General features: G+C 67.0%; 12 protein-coding genes. 5 read left to right on the forward strand and 7 right to left on the reverse strand.

Going from position 1 to position 13,905, the window contains the following annotated elements; all coding sequences use genetic code 11:
- Positions 1 to 2 precede the first annotated feature (2 nt).
- Entirely contained in the window at positions 3 to 590 is a 588-nt protein-coding gene (locus LPB04_RS16590) for a hypothetical protein (protein WP_227496445.1), read from the forward strand.
- A 21-nt stretch (positions 591 to 611) separates the two neighbouring features.
- Here the strand turns inward: LPB04_RS16590 and LPB04_RS16595 are convergent, their stop codons facing one another.
- Complete coding sequence (locus tag LPB04_RS16595) at positions 612 to 1,364, reverse strand: TOBE domain-containing protein (RefSeq protein WP_193685614.1); 753 nt, start codon at positions 1,362 to 1,364, stop codon at positions 612 to 614.
- A gap of 120 nt (positions 1,365 to 1,484) precedes the next feature.
- Here LPB04_RS16595 and modA point away from each other — a divergent pair, with 120 nt between their 5' ends.
- Genes modA through modC form a run of 3 tightly spaced genes read left to right on the forward strand, consistent with a single transcriptional unit; the run spans position 1,485 to position 3,978 of the window.
- Positions 1,485 to 2,213, forward strand: a complete 729-nt coding sequence (gene modA, locus LPB04_RS16600; RefSeq protein ID WP_407943864.1) for a molybdate ABC transporter substrate-binding protein — start codon at positions 1,485 to 1,487, stop codon at positions 2,211 to 2,213.
- Between the two features lie 2 nt (positions 2,214 to 2,215).
- Positions 2,216 to 2,899: a molybdate ABC transporter permease subunit gene (modB, locus tag LPB04_RS16605; RefSeq protein ID WP_193685616.1), complete on the forward strand. Its 684-nt coding sequence runs from the start codon at positions 2,216 to 2,218 to the stop codon at positions 2,897 to 2,899.
- On the forward strand, positions 2,896 to 3,978 hold the full coding sequence (modC, locus tag LPB04_RS16610) for a molybdenum ABC transporter ATP-binding protein (RefSeq protein WP_193685617.1): 1,083 nt from the start codon (positions 2,896 to 2,898) through the stop codon (positions 3,976 to 3,978). Before modB ends, modC begins: the two co-directional genes overlap by 4 nt.
- A gap of 6 nt (positions 3,979 to 3,984) precedes the next feature.
- On the opposite strand, the gene LPB04_RS16615 is transcribed toward modC, so the two are convergent.
- From LPB04_RS16615 to LPB04_RS16625, 3 genes are all read right to left on the reverse strand, one after another.
- Positions 3,985 to 4,692, reverse strand: a complete 708-nt coding sequence (locus LPB04_RS16615) for a hypothetical protein (RefSeq protein ID WP_193685618.1) — start codon at positions 4,690 to 4,692, stop codon at positions 3,985 to 3,987.
- Positions 4,689 to 6,035 carry an MBL fold metallo-hydrolase gene (locus LPB04_RS16620; RefSeq protein WP_193685619.1) on the reverse strand — a complete coding sequence of 449 codons (1,347 nt, stop codon included), beginning with the start codon at positions 6,033 to 6,035 and terminating at the stop codon, positions 4,689 to 4,691. Before LPB04_RS16620 ends, LPB04_RS16615 begins: the two co-directional genes overlap by 4 nt.
- A gap of 76 nt (positions 6,036 to 6,111) precedes the next feature.
- Positions 6,112 to 6,855, reverse strand: a complete 744-nt coding sequence (locus LPB04_RS16625; protein WP_193685620.1) for a DUF2076 domain-containing protein — start codon at positions 6,853 to 6,855, stop codon at positions 6,112 to 6,114.
- A gap of 158 nt (positions 6,856 to 7,013) precedes the next feature.
- Here LPB04_RS16625 and LPB04_RS16630 point away from each other — a divergent pair, with 158 nt between their 5' ends.
- The gene (locus LPB04_RS16630) at positions 7,014 to 8,258 is read left to right on the forward strand and encodes a glycoside hydrolase family 1 protein (protein WP_193685621.1); all 1,245 of its coding nucleotides are present in this window, start codon (positions 7,014 to 7,016) and stop codon (positions 8,256 to 8,258) included.
- 30 nt (positions 8,259 to 8,288) lie between these two features.
- Here LPB04_RS16630 and LPB04_RS16635 read toward each other — a convergent pair whose 3' ends face one another.
- The 3 genes from LPB04_RS16635 to LPB04_RS16645 all read right to left on the reverse strand — a co-directional run bounded on the left by LPB04_RS16635 (position 8,289) and on the right by LPB04_RS16645 (position 13,904).
- Complete coding sequence (locus LPB04_RS16635) at positions 8,289 to 11,168, reverse strand: sensor domain-containing diguanylate cyclase (protein WP_193685622.1); 2,880 nt, start codon at positions 11,166 to 11,168, stop codon at positions 8,289 to 8,291.
- A gap of 174 nt (positions 11,169 to 11,342) precedes the next feature.
- Positions 11,343 to 12,506, reverse strand: coding sequence for a GGDEF domain-containing protein (locus tag LPB04_RS16640; RefSeq protein WP_193685623.1), 1,164 nt, complete (start codon positions 12,504 to 12,506; stop codon positions 11,343 to 11,345).
- Positions 12,507 to 12,728: 222 nt separating this feature from the next.
- Positions 12,729 to 13,904 carry an acyl-CoA dehydrogenase gene (locus LPB04_RS16645; RefSeq protein ID WP_193685624.1) on the reverse strand — a complete coding sequence of 392 codons (1,176 nt, stop codon included), beginning with the start codon at positions 13,902 to 13,904 and terminating at the stop codon, positions 12,729 to 12,731.
- Between the last annotated feature and the right edge of the window lies 1 nt (position 13,905).

Consider the following 13,905-nt stretch of genomic DNA (forward strand, 5'->3'; position numbering starts at 1 on the left):
TCATGGACAGATTCACGCTCAACGACATCGAGATCGGCGCGCGCCTGGTCGAGGCGCTGGTGCACCACCTGAAGAAGAACGGCGCCGCGCCGATCGCGTATGCCGAGCTGCTCGAGCTGGGACGCTTCCTCGATCCGAAAGATGCGGCCATGGACCGCGCCGAGGTGCTCGGCATCGGGATGAAGCTGCGCTTCGTGGCCGAGTTTTGCAGGCAGAACGGCTATCCGGACCTGGCCTGCCTGGCGGTGCATCCGGCCACCATGCGTCCCCTTGCCTGTGAGGGCGATTGGGACACGGCGCGCCAGGCTGTCGCCGCTTTCGACTGGACGCCGGCCCTGGCCCGCCTGCCCGAGTACGCGCAAGCCGCGCGCGCCGCGGTGCCGGTGCGCTTCAAGCCACGCAAGGAGCGTCCGGCCGAAGTGTCCTGGTATGCCTGGTTTTGCGCGCACAGGGAGGCATGCAAGAACATCGGCTCGGGCGACAAGAGGGAGGTCGTCAACCTGGTGATGGCGGGACTCGACCCCGAAACGGCGCTGCGCCGCTTCCTGGCCGCGAAGGCGGCCTTCGAGGCGGCCTCACCGGCGGCCTGAGCCGCCTTCCGGCCCGGCGGATCAGTTCAGGACGCCGACGACGACACTGGCCTCGTCGATGGACGCCATTGCCGGGCGTCCGGCTTTGAATGCGCCTCCGGCAGCGGCAAACCCGACCAGCTGGACGCCGCTTGCCAGGCGCAGCGTGACTTCGCCGCCGCTCGCGGACCGGCCCGCACGCACGATCTCCCCAGTCATTACGTTGTCCGCAGCCGACGCTTCGATGCAGTCGGCGACCCGCACGGCCGTCGCCTTGCACAGCGCCAACACCTCGCGCCCCGGCTCCAGCCCCAGCAACTCGACGCTTTCCCGGGTAATGCGCGCATGCAGGGCGCTGCCGTCGACCAGCAGCAGCTGCACGCGGACCTGGCCCTTGTACGCCTTGATCGTCCCGACCCTGCAGGGAAACTGGTTGCGCATGCTGGTGCGCAGTGCCAGGGCCGCGCGGCCGCTGGCGTCGCCGTGCTCGAAGCTGTCGAGGATGCGCCGGCGGGCGCGCGCCATCTCGTCGGCCGCCTCCAGCACCCGACGGCCGGCCGGGGTGATGGTCGCGCCGCCGCCGCCGCTGCCGCCCACCGCTTTTTCCACCAGCGGCGTGCCGGCCAGGTTGGCGAGCGTTTCGAGGGCCTGCCAGGCAGCCTTGTAGCTGACGCCCGCTTCCCGCGCGGCTTCGGAAATGGAGCCGGCCTGGCCCACCCGGCGCAGGATGTCGATGCGCTTGTCGCCGGCCTGGAAGCCGAGCACTTCATTCAGCGGGAGAGTGTGCTTGCTCATCCTTCCATGGTAGCAGGGCGAAGCGGCACACGCTATTCCCCATTTGAATAGCGCTCGCGGTTCTGTGCTAGAGTTTCGCTATTCGAATACGGAATAGCGGGACGGACCATGAAGGGATGGATGGGGATACTGTTTGCGCTCCTGGCGATCCCGGCAGCCGCCCGGGCGGGCGAGGTGCGCGTGGCCGTCGCCGCCAATTTCATGGCGCCGATGGAAAAGATCGTGCCCCTGTTCGAGGCCGAGACCGGCCACAAGGCCTTGCTTTCCTTCGGCTCGACCGGCAAGTTCTACGCCCAGATCAGGAATGGCGCGCCCTTCGAGGTGCTGCTCGCCGCCGACGACGCGACCCCGGAGAAACTGGAACGCGAGGGACGGGGCGCCGGCCGATTTACCTACGCCGTCGGCAGGCTCGCGTTGTGGAGCCGGCAGGCCGGCCTGGTCGATGCCCAGGGCGCGGTCTTGAGAAGCGGCCGCTTCGCACGGCTGGCCGTCGCCGACCCGAAGCTCGCGCCGTATGGGGCCGCCGCCTATGAAACCCTCGGCAACCTCGGCCTGCTCGAGACGCTGCGGCCGAAGCTGGTCCAGGGCGAGAACATCGCCCAGGCGTATCAGTTCGTCGCCACCGGCAATGCCCAACTCGGCTTCGTCGCGCTGTCGCAGGTCCAGGCCGACGGCAAGTTAAAAGATGGCTCGGCATGGATCGTCCCGGCCTCGCTGCATGCGCCGATTCGCCAGGACGCACTCCTGCTCGGCAAAGGCAAGGACAACCCGGCCGCCGCCGCGCTGATGCGCTACCTGCGCGGCGACAAGGCCAGGGCGCTCATTCGCTCCTACGGCTACGACATCTGACCATGCCCATCGAGATGGAAGCCCTGCAGGCCATCTGGCTGACGGTCAAACTGGCCGCCTCGACCACCGCGCTCCTGCTGCTGCTTGCCACGCCCCTGGCCTGGTGGCTGGCGTGGACCGGCTCGCGCTGGCGGGTTCCCGTCTCGGCCCTGGTGACGATGCCGCTGGTGCTGCCGCCATCCGTCCTGGGCTTTTATCTGCTCGTCGCCCTCGGCCCGGACGGTCCGGTCGGCCGGCTCACCGAAGCGCTGGGGCTGGGCGTGCTCTCCTTTACCTTCAGCGGCCTGTTGATCGGTTCCATCGTCTACTCGCTGCCGTTCGCCGTCCAGCCGCTGCAGCATGCCTTCGAGGCGATGGGCAGGCGGCCGCTGGAGGTGGCGGCCTCGCTGGGCGCTTCGCCGGTCGACGCCTTCTTCAGCGTCGCGCTGCCGCAGGCGCGCGGCGGCCTGCTGACCGCCGCCATCCTCAGCTTCGCCCATACGGTCGGTGAATTCGGCGTCGTGCTCATGATCGGCGGGAATATCCCGGGCCAGACGCGCGTCGTCTCGACGCAGATCTACGGCTATGTCGAGGCGATGGAATACGCGTCCGCGCACTGGCTGGCCGGCGGCATGCTGCTGTTCAGCTTTGCGGTGCTGCTCGCGCTCGCCGGGCTGCGCCGTCACGATGCGCGGGTGCTGCCGTGACGGGCGAACTCCAGGTCCGCCTGTCGCTGCCGCGTGCGGATTTCACGCTGGACGTCGACCTGCGCCTGCCCGCCAGCGGCATCAGCGTGCTGTTCGGGCCATCGGGCTCGGGCAAGACCAGCGTGCTGCGCTGCGTCGCCGGGCTGGAGAAGGGACGCGGCGCCCGCATCGTCGTGGGCGAGGAAGTCTGGCAGGACGACGCGGCCGGCGTCTTCCTGCCGACCCACCGGCGTGCGCTCGGCTACGTGTTCCAGGAGGCGAGCCTGTTCGCGCACCTGGACGTGCAGGGCAATCTCGACTACGGCCGGAAACGCAGCCGTTCCCCCGGAGCGGCGCGCACGCTGCAGGACGTGGTGGAACTGCTTGGCATCGGCCACCTGCTCGGGCGCCGCGTCGCCGGCTTGTCCGGCGGCGAGCGCCAGCGGGTGGCCATTGCGCGCGCCCTGGCGGCCATGCCGCGCCTGTTGCTGCTCGACGAGCCGCTGGCCGCGCTGGACGCGGCGCGGCGCCAGGAGATCCTGCCCTGGCTGGAAAAGCTGCGCGCCGAACTGAAGCTGCCCATGCTCTACGTGACGCATGCCGTCGACGAACTGGCGCGGCTGGCCGATCACGTGGTCGTGCTCGAGCAGGGGCGAGTGAAAGCGGCCGGTCCCGTCGACGAAGTGCTGTCCGCCATCGATGCGCCCGGCGTCGCGGGCGACGAGGCCGGCGCGCTGGTTCACGGCGTGGTCGCCGAGCGCAGCGACCAGTGGCAGCTGGCGCGCGTGGACTTCGACCATGGCTCCTTCTGGCTGCGCGACAGCGGGATCGCCGTCGGGCGCCAGGTGCGCTTGCGGATACTGGCGCGCGACGTCAGCCTGGCCACGTGCGAGCCGCTCGGTACCAGCATCCAGAACCATTTCCCCTGCATCGTCGAGTCGATCGCGCCGGACACGCATCCGTCGCAGGTGCTGGTGCGGGTACTGTGCGGGCATACCGCGCTGGTGGCCCGGATCACGCGGCGCGCGCTGGCCGGGCTGGACCTGAAGGCGGGCGGGCCGGCATGGGCGCAGGTGAAATCGGTGGCCCTGCTGTCCTAGGCCCGCTCAATGCCCCAGCAGCCGCAGGCTGCGCTCCCACTCCTCGCGCCACGCATCCAGGAAGTCGTGGGCGGAAAACGCACGCGACAGGCCGCGCAGCGGGACCCGGTAGACATCGTGCAGGCCGAGCGCCAGCACGACGGGGTTCCAGACGATTTTCGACTTCGCCTTTTTCGTGCTCGCCTTGACGCGCGCGCCGTCGTCGCCGAAGATGCCGCCTCCCTCTGCCAGCAAGGTGTCGAGGTTCAGTTTAACCAGCGGGCCGAAGGCGGCGATTGCCTGCTCCTTGAAGATGCCGGCCGTCGATTCGGCCGCGGCCTTCGGTTCCGGCTGCGGCTGGGCCGCGCGTTTCAGGGCCTTGACCAGCTTTTCGAGGTCCTTCTTCTGGAAGCGCAAGGCCTGCAGTTCGCGCCGGAAGCCGGGCGCGGGCAGGGCGGCCACGATCTTGTACGCGTCCTTCGTTCTCGTGATCAGCACGTCCTCGCTGCCCGCGGCCAGGCGCGCGGTGTCGCCCGCGTAGAAGATCGGCGCGGCATAGCCGCCGTTGGCATCGCCGAACAGCTCCGGATAAGCGGCGTCGTAGTCGAGCCAGACATAGGGCGTGACTTCGTGTTCGATCAGGCGCGCCAGGGTCCAGGGCGTGCCCGTCTGCTGTTCCAGCCAGTCGCAGCTTTGTTCGAGCGTGGCGCGGTAGGGCAGGATGGTGATGGTCATGTGTTGGCTTTCAGCCGGCGCAGCTGCGCGGCTTGATAGGCGCCGAAGGCGTCGTTGAAGAGGCAGCGGATCAAGGGGTCGTCGACCAGCTCGGCGGTCTCGAGCTCAAGCTCGGTGGCCGCGTCGAAGCGGCCGTCGTTGATCCGCATGTACATCGAGGTGAGGGACTCGCCGAGTTCCAGTGCCGCGTACAGTTTGGCGGCCGGGATCTCGGTGGTCCAGGACAGGGGCGCGGCGTCGGCGGCGACCGGGTCGATGCTGTCCCCCTCGACGCGGTAGTGACGATGCGTGGCCACTCCCTCGTGATCGAAGACGGACAGGCGCCAGATGCGCGGCTGCTCGAAATAGCTTTCCTCGGGCAGTTGCATGTCGCGGTATTTGTCGAGCAGGCCGGTGCCGCACCAGGCCTTGACCCGTTCGGCCTGCTCTCCGGTCAAGGCGGGAAAGCGGCGCGCGATCTCGCCCGTCGATGGCGGCACTGCCTGCGGGTCGCAGGCGTAGTCGACGTCCTGGTCGCCGACGGGCACGACCCAGTCGAGGGCGGGCGCGGGTAGCAGCGCATTCCCGTCGAGCCGCATCGACACCCCGGGATTCATGCGCACCACGCGCGCAGCCGGCAGCGCGGCTTCGACCTCTTGCTGGAACTGGCGATAGCTGATCGGGAAGAAGGCCTGGTTGTACCAGGACCAGGGCTCCTGCAGGAACTGGCAGGAACTCGGCACGACGAAACGGGGATGCAGTACCTGCAGCTGCTCGATCCAATGCGGGGGCAGCGCCGGCGGCGCCGGACTGGCCCGCGAAGGCGACAGCACCTCGATCTCGCGCATGGTCTGAAAGGGCCACAGCACCATGTCCCAGGGACCGTGGCCGGCCAGCGCCGGCAGCGTGTCCGGGTCGATCCAGGAATCCACGACGTTCAGCACCTTCAGTCCGGCCGCTTCGACCTGGAACATCGAATCGACGTCCGGATCCATGGCGATGCGCGGCGTGACCGTGAACGGACCGACGCTCACCGGCACATCGATGCGCAGGGGACGCACGTCGGCGAAACCGAGTGCGCGCACCATGTCGAACAGTTCGTCGAACAGGCAGTAGATGTGGATCGGCGTCGTGCGCTCCAGCAGGTCGAGGCTGTCGAGCGAGCAGTGGTCGTCGTGGAAGTGGGAGATGAAGACGGCGTCGAACCGCTGCCGCCGGATCTGCTCGTGGTCGAAACGCACGGGCGGAAACGCATGGCAGTTGCGGCTGAAGGGATTCTCGAAGATCGGATCGAAGGCGATGCGCGTGCCTTCGCAGTCGAAGAGATAGCCGGCGTGCAGGATGCGGGAGATATGAAGCGGCATGGAGAGCGTGATAGTTGGGCCGGGGAGGGCGCTCCCCGGCCAGGGCGCATGTTAACACGCCGGCCCCGCCGCCAGCTCAGCTGAACAGGCCGTCGTCCGATCCGCCGTCATAATTGTCGCCGGCGAAGTCGTCCGATCCGCTGCCGACATCGTCGAGCAGGGAGTTGCCGGTGCCGCTGTCGACGCTGCTGTCGCCGAGCAGGCTGCTCGCGCTGTCCTGCCCGGCGCCGCTGTTGTGGAAATCCTCGATCGGCGAGGTCAGCGACGAGAAGGCGTCGTTATTGCCCAGGAAGCCGTTGCCGTCGTGGTTGTGGTGGCCGAGCAGATTGCCCAGTCCCTGGAACAGGAAGGCGCCCGCCGCCACCCCGGCCGCGGTCGAGGCGATATTGCCGAGCGCGCCACCCATGCCGCCGCCCGTGCCGCCGCCCCGGAAGAAACTGCTGGCGCGGTTCATCATCGACGGCTGCTGGTAAGGCTGTTGATACTGCTGTTGCGGATACTGTTGCTGCGGCGCCTGGCCGCCATAGGCCGGGGTCTGCTGACGGGCGCCGGCGCTGTTGCCCCAGGCATTCGGATCGAGGAATTCGCCGCGCTGCGTTCCACCTTGCAATTGCCGCTGCAGGTCGGCGATCTCGGCCTTGGCGTTGTCCAGCGCCCGTTGCTGCAAGAGGGCGCGCTGCACCAGCAGGTAGGCGGCATCTGGCTGCATGGCCACGGCCTGTCGGATCATGGCCTCGGCCTCGGGATCTTTCGGCAGGTCGCGCGCCTGCACGAGCTGGTTCAGGAAATCCTGCAATAGCTGGGAATCTTGCGGACTCATGGTTTCACCCTCCACGTTGGTCGATATGGTCAATATTGCACCAGTTCGGCCAGTTTCAAGCGCGCGGGAGACGGGCAGGTGCAGGACCGGGCGCCGGCAACGGCAGGCTTGTGGCATGCTGCTTCCGGTTCGGCAACTTCATCGGCAAGGAGACACGCATGGCAAAGCGCCCCGGGATTTTCCCCACATTTTTCCTGTCCGGCTTCGAATGCTCCAGCTTTAACTGGAAAGAAGGCGTGCGCCGCAACCTGGTCGCGGAAACCGGGCACGACCGCCATGCCGCCGAGGATTACCAGCACCTGGCCAGCCTCGGTATCGCCGTGGCACGCGAAGGCATCCCGTGGCCGATGGTGGACAAGAGCGGCTGCTGCGACTTCTCGACCCTCGATCCCTATATCGAGGCGATGAAGGCGACGAAAATCACGCCGATCTGGGACCTGTTCCACTACGGCTATCCGGACGACCTGGATCCGTTTTCGGACGATTTCGTCACCCGCTTCGCGCAATATTGCCGCGCCGCCGCCGAATACGTGACGCCGAAGTTGCGCGGACCCCATTTCTTCACCCCAATCAACGAAATCACCTTTTTCTCCTTCTGCGCCGGCGAATGGGGCTGGGCCGCGCCCTTCCGCTGCAGCCGCGACGACCGCATGCGCCTGCGGCTGGCGCTGTGCCGGGCCGCGATCGCCGGCGTGAAGGCGATCCGCGAAGTCGATCCGGAAGCGCGCATGGTGCACATCGATCCGCTGGTGCGCGTAGTCGCCCCGCGCGACCGCCCGGACCAGGTCGAGGCGGCGCGCCATGAGACGGAAGAAGATACCTTTCTTGCCTGGGACATCATCAGCGGCCGCGCCCACCCCGAATTCGGCGGCTCTCCCGAGATCCTCGATATCGTCGGCGCCAACAACTACGCCTTCGGGCAGATGGAGTACCGCGAGCACGGACCGCATGCGGCGCTGCCGCCGGGCGACGACCGCATCGCCCCGCTGTGCGAAATGCTCGACACGGTATGGCAACGCTACCGCCGGCCGATGATCATCGGCGAAACCAGCGGTTTCGGCCACGGCCGCGCCGACTGGCTGAGGGATGTGATGGGGGAATCGCTGGCGGCGGTGCGCCGCGGGATGGACTTGCAGGGGATCTGCCTGTTCCCGGCGGTCGACATGCCGGACTGGCATACCGGCGAATGGCTGCACAACGGCATCTGCGACCTGGTCGAGGCCGACGGCGACCTGCGGCGCATTCCCGACGGGGCCTACATCGACGAACTGCGCCGCTGGCAGAAGGAGCTGAACCGGGTCACCGCGCTGGACGAGGATCCGTACAGCGACCCGGTCGAACTACAGGACGTGATCGATGCGGCCTACCGGCTCAATGTGCAGCCCGATAAAAATTGGAACTGAGGGACCGGAACCGCGGGCTGGGCTGAACGATCACGCGGCCCGGGCGCCCTCCAGGCGCGACACGGCAAAACGGCCCCGTCCTTCGCGCTTGGCCATGTACAAGGCCTTGTCCGCATCCGCGCCAAGCTGGTCGCTGTCCACCGGGAAGCTGTCCGCATAGGTCACGCCGATGCTGGTCGAGACATAACGTGCGCCGCCCTCGAGCTCGAACGCCGGCTCGAAGGCCTTCAGGATCTTGGCCGCGACCAGGGCGGCTTCCTGCGGCGACCTCAGGCCTTCGAGGATGACGGTGAATTCGTCGCCCGCCAGCCGGCACACGGTATCGGTCACGCGCACGGCACCCCGCACGCGCTGGGCGAACTCGTACAGCACCGTATCGCCGGCGGCGTGGCCCAGTGTGTCGTTCACCTGCTTGAAATGGTCGACGTCGAGGAACATCAGGCCGATGCCATGGCCGGCGCGCTGCGCACGCTGCAGTGCGCCGGTCAGGTGCTCCTGGTAGGCGCGCCGGTTCGGCAGGCCGGTCAGGGTATCGATGCGCGCCAGCTGCGCCAATGCCTCTTCGTGCAGCCTGGCCGCCGATATGTCGGCGCCGAGCACATAGAAGCCCTTGTACTGGCCTTCGTGGATGTCTGGAATGCGCGTGATCTCGACCGTGCGCAGGCCGTCGCCGAGCGGCAGGGCCACCTCGAAACGGACCGTCTCGCCGGCCAGGCTGCGCGCCAGCAGGGGTTCGTGTTCGCGGTACAGCGCCTCGCCCATCACCGCGCGCATGGTTTGCCCGACGATGCTCCGGGCCGGCACGCCGAACCAGGTTTCATAGGTCGCGTTCGCAAACTGGTAGCGCCCGTCGCGGTCGACGTGGCCGATCAGCACCGGCAGGTTGTCGGTAATGGTGCGCAGGCTGCGTTCGCTTTCTTCCAGGCGCCGCGCCGATTCCTTCAGCGCGGTCACGTCCTTCAAGGCGATGACGGCGCCGATGCCCGATCCGTCCCGTGCGTGCAGTGCGCGTCCGCTGGCGAACAGGAAGCGCGGCGCCGCAGCGCGCGGCTTGACGATGATCTCGGCGTTTTCGACGGTCTCGCCGCGCAGCGCGCGCAGCAGCGGCGTCTGTTCCGCGGTCATGGGCGTCTGGCCGTCGGCCGCGAACAGGCGGTAATGGGCGGCCCGTTCTTCAGGCGCCAGCAGCGAGGCCGGCAGGGTGAGGATCTCCCTCGCCGCGCGGTTGAACATGGTGACCTCGCCTGCGCTGGAGCAGACCATTACGCCGACGTCGATCGAATCGAGCACGGCGTCGAGCAGCTCGCGCTCGCGCGCCAGCTCGTCCTCGATCTCCTTGCGCACCGAAATATCCTGGATATAGGCGCCGAAGAACGAGGTCTCTCCGGCGTTGACCAGGCCGATGGTCATCTCGACCGGGAATTCATCCCCGTCGCGGCGCAGCGCGGATAGCTGGATGCGCTTGCCGACGACGCTGCCGCTGCCGGTGCTTGCAAAGCGCCGCATGCCGGCCTCGTGGGCCTCGCGGAAACGCGGCGGAACGATGGTTTCCGTAATCGTCCGGCCCAGCGCTTCCTCGCGGGTCCAGCCGAAGATGTCCTGCGCACGGGGATTCCAGTCGGTGATCCGTCCCTGTGCATCGGCGCCGACAAAGGCGTCGAGCGCGGTGTCGATGATCGCCTTGACCCGCTGTTCGCCCTTGCGCGTTTCCTCGACGGCGCGATGCAGTTCCGTGGTGCGTTCGGTCACCCGGGTCTCGAGCGTCGCGTTCAGTTCGCGCAGGCCCTGTTCGTTTGCCAGCAGCTTCGAGAGCAGGGCGTTGAGGGTGCTGCGCAGGATCTGCACTTCGGTCAGGCGGCTGCGCAGCGGCGGAATTTCGCGGGCATGGCCGGCGCGCAGCGCATCGGCGTGGCGGGTGATGGTGTCCAGCGGCCGGGTGATGTTCCTGGCGAACACCCAGACCAGCAGCGACACCAGGGCCGCGGCAAGCAGGCCGGCCCACAGGATCTTGTTGCGTAGTGCATCGACCGGCTTGAACGCCTCCGCGAGCGGCTGGCGCACGAGCACGACCCAGCCCATTCCCGGATACGATTCGTGGCCTGCGCTCTGGCTGTAGCCAACGAGGTAGCGCTGGCCGTCGGGCCAGGTTTCGATCACGGAACCGTTCTTGTCGCGCGCGGCGCGGCGCAGGCTTTCCTGGTCCAGCACCTTGTTCGCGTATTCCTTCGGGCCGAGCAGGACCGCGCCCTTGCGGCTCAGGATGACGGTATCGACCGCCTTGCGCTTTGCCAGCGTGCGCAGGACCGAGCGCTCGACGGCGGCCGCCCACTGCCAGCTCAGGTGGGTGCCGAAGACGCCGTTGATGACGCCGTCCGGGCCGCGGTAAGGGAAGGCAATGTCGAGGAAGCGTTTCGGTTCGCCGGTCGGGTTGGGCAGCAGCTTGGCGAGCAGGACGGCTTCGTGCACGTCATGCAGGTGCTCGCCTTCGTAGGCGGCGGCGAACCAGGGCCGGGCCGAGACGTCCTTGCCTTCCAACAGACCGCTCGACGCGACCTTTACCGTGCCGCGGTTGTCGGTCATCCCGATCCAGGCGAAATAGGGAAAGGTCCGCTGCATGCTGTCGATGGCGGCGCGCTTGGTCTCCGCCGGCACCGTCGGATCGGTGATGGCGAGCCGCTCGGACATCAGCTTGACTTCGCGGTAGCGCTCGAACATGCCGCGGTCGAGTTTGTCGGTGGTCTGGTAAGCCAGCTCGGCGAGATTCTGGCCGATGTCGGCCTCGGCCTGTTTCGCCAGCGTATGGCCGACCAGCTGCACGGTCACCAGGGTCAGGAGCAGCATCACGGCGGCCGTCACGGCGGCCAGCGTCGGCGCGAGCGACAGGCGGCCGGAACGGAGAGTAGAAAGCATGAATATTTATGTCTAGCAATAAAGTTGCAGCAGGGCAGCTTATCATGCGAAACCGGGCCGGCTGCACGCAGGCCCGATTGCCGAGGGGAAATGATGTCAACGATGCACGAATGTGTCGCGCGGGTGGGACAGTAAGCGGCGTTTGCTTACCAGGTGTTTCTGGACTGGCCTGGTTCAGGCCGCGCCGGCGGCTTCCCATTCTCGCGCATGGACCCGGTTGCGGCCGTTGCGTTTGGCCGCGTAGAGCAGTTCGTCTGCGTGGGCGATCAGGGCCTGGCTGGCAATGCCCGGCAGCTCGGGCGAAAGGCGCGCGCTGACGACGCCGAAGCTCGCCGTCGCGCTGATCTGTACCAGGCCGTGCTGGCTATTGGCTGCGGCAAGGCGTGTGCGCATGCGCTCGGCGAGGGCCCGGCCATCGGCCAGGGTGGTGTCGGGCAGGATCAGCAGGAATTCTTCGCCGCCGTAGCGCACAACCGTATCGATGCCGTCACGGGTCATCGACAGCAACAGGCGGGCGACATCCTGCAGCAGCGCGTCACCGGCCTGGTGGCCATGGGTATCGTTGATGGATTTGAAACTGTCCACGTCGCACATGATGATCGTCAACGAAGCATTCCGGCGGCGGGCGCTCTCGATCTCGCCATCGAGCAGCCCTGCGTTCAGGTGGCGCCGGTTGAAGGCCCCGGTCAGGGGATCGCGGACCGATTGGTTAATCAGGATCTGCTGGGTCCAGTATTGCCGGCGCGCCAGACGGGCATTGCGCCGCGCGGCAACGGCGCCGAACACGTTTGCGAGCAGCAGGAGCATGGTCATGGTCGACAGCTGGCGTGCGCTGACCGTGCCGAAGGAATACACGAGTGCGAGGAAGCTGGCGCTCGCGCAGAGTGCAACGATGGTCGCGTTGCGCAGGCGGTTCGGAATGAACAGGTAGACGATGATCAGCATGATGGCCATCGACATTCCGTGGAGCAGCAGTTCGCCCCGCGCATACACGACCAGCAGGAAGGTGAGCATCGCCAGGCTGGTGAATACGGTGGCTGCGCGATAGGCGGTTTTAGCTGGATTGGCGCTGCGGCGGGTCAGAACGATGCCCGTCAAGGCGACCATGGCGATCGCCAGGCGCGCCAGGAACAATACCAGTGTCTGGCTGCTCTGGCCCAGGTGGGCCACATCGGCAAGCGCGAATGCCAGGTAAGAGATGCCGCAAATCGAGAGCGAACGCGTCAACTCATGCCGAATGACGCCGCCCTGGTCGCGCAGGAACGCCGATTCGGTACTGGCGGATGTGAATTCACCGCGCCAGCGCGCAATGGCGCTGGGAGACTGCAGCTCGGACATTGTGGAAGCGGTGGGACGAGGACGAGCCCGACTGTAGCGACTTATTGAGTTGCTGTAAAGAACTTAGATAAAGATAGATACAATCCTTGCCGCAATGCCGCGTTGCACGGTCGGGCGGCGAGGGAGGGGGCGTTCGCCTTCATTGACCCATGCCGTCGTCAGTGCGGCGGGTCCGGGCGGACGCGGATGCCACCCCGCCTCCGCCCGTGCCACCGCCGCCGATCAGAAGGCGGCGATGCCGGTCTGCGCCCGGCCCAGGATCAGCGCGTGGATGTCGTGCGTACCCTCATAGGTATTCACGACTTCCAGGTTGACCATGTGGCGGATGATGCCGAACTCGTCCGAAATGCCGTTACCGCCCAGCATGTCGCGTGCCGTACGGGCGATGTCCAGCGATTTACCGCAGGAGTTACGCTTCATCATCGAGGTGATCTCGACCGCGGCCGTGCCCTCGTCCTTCATGCGGCCCAGGCGCAGGCAGCCCTGCAGGCCGAGGGTGATCTCGGTCTGCATGTCGGCCAGTTTCTTTTGCACCAGCTGGTTCGCCGCCAGCGGCTTGCCGAACTGGTGACGATCGAGGGTGTACTGGCGCGCCGTGTGCCAGCAGGCCTCGGCGGCGCCGAGCGCACCCCAGGCGATGCCGTAACGCGCCGAGTTCAGGCAGGTAAACGGACCCTTCAGGCCGCGCACGTCCGGGAAGGCGTTTTCTTCCGGGCAGAACACGTTGTCCATGACGATCTCGCCGGTGACCGAGGCGCGCAGGCCGAACTTGCCGTGGATCGCTGGGGCGGATAACCCTTTCCAGTCCTTTTCGAGCACGAAGCCCCGGATTGCGCCTTCGTCATCCTTGGCCCAGACGACGAATACGTCGGCGACCGGCGAGTTGGTGATCCACATTTTGCTGCCGGTGAGCGAATAGCCGCCCTCGACCTTGCGGGCACGGGTCACCATCGAACCCGGGTCGGAGCCGTGGTTCGGCTCGGTCAGACCGAAGCAGCCGATCCATTCGCCGGTGGCCAGTTTCGGCAGGTATTTCTGTTTGGTTGCCTCGTTGCCGAATTCATGGATCGGCACCATCACCAGGGACGATTGTACGCTCATCATCGAGCGATAACCCGAGTCGACGCGCTCGACTTCGCGTGCGATCAGGCCGTAGGCGACGTAGTTCAGGCCGGGGCCGCCGTACTGCTCGGGAATGGTCGGGCCGAGCAGCCCCAATTCTCCCATCTCGCGGAAGATGGAATTGTCCATGCGCTCGTGGCGGAAGGCCTCGAGGATGCGCGGTTGCAGCTTGTCCTGGCAATAGGAGGCGGCGGCGTCGCGGATCATGCGCTCGTCGTCGGTGAGCTGGCTGTTCAGGAGGAGGGGATCGTCCCAGTGGAAAGCGGCTTTGGTCATG

This window comes from Massilia litorea, from assembly GCF_015101885.1.
Taxonomy (GTDB): Bacteria; Pseudomonadota; Gammaproteobacteria; order Burkholderiales; family Burkholderiaceae_D; genus Telluria; species Telluria litorea.

Coding starts and splice junctions, on each gene's coding strand:
- LPB04_RS16590 (WP_227496445.1), top strand. CDS start 3: ATGGACAGATTCACGCTCAACGACATCGAGATCGGCGCGCGCCTGGTC.
- LPB04_RS16595 (WP_193685614.1), bottom strand. CDS start 1,364: ATGAGCAAGCACACTCTCCCGCTGAATGAAGTGCTCGGCTTCCAGGCC.
- modA (WP_407943864.1), top strand. CDS start 1,485: ATGGGGATACTGTTTGCGCTCCTGGCGATCCCGGCAGCCGCCCGGGCG.
- modB (WP_193685616.1), top strand. CDS start 2,216: ATGCCCATCGAGATGGAAGCCCTGCAGGCCATCTGGCTGACGGTCAAA.
- LPB04_RS16615 (WP_193685618.1), bottom strand. CDS start 4,692: ATGACCATCACCATCCTGCCCTACCGCGCCACGCTCGAACAAAGCTGC.
- LPB04_RS16620 (WP_193685619.1), bottom strand. CDS start 6,035: ATGCCGCTTCATATCTCCCGCATCCTGCACGCCGGCTATCTCTTCGAC.
- LPB04_RS16625 (WP_193685620.1), bottom strand. CDS start 6,855: ATGAGTCCGCAAGATTCCCAGCTATTGCAGGATTTCCTGAACCAGCTC.
- LPB04_RS16630 (WP_193685621.1), top strand. CDS start 7,014: ATGGCAAAGCGCCCCGGGATTTTCCCCACATTTTTCCTGTCCGGCTTC.
- LPB04_RS16635 (WP_193685622.1), bottom strand. CDS start 11,168: ATGCTTTCTACTCTCCGTTCCGGCCGCCTGTCGCTCGCGCCGACGCTG.
- LPB04_RS16640 (WP_193685623.1), bottom strand. CDS start 12,506: ATGTCCGAGCTGCAGTCTCCCAGCGCCATTGCGCGCTGGCGCGGTGAA.
- LPB04_RS16645 (WP_193685624.1), bottom strand. CDS start 13,904: ATGACCAAAGCCGCTTTCCACTGGGACGATCCCCTCCTCCTGAACAGC.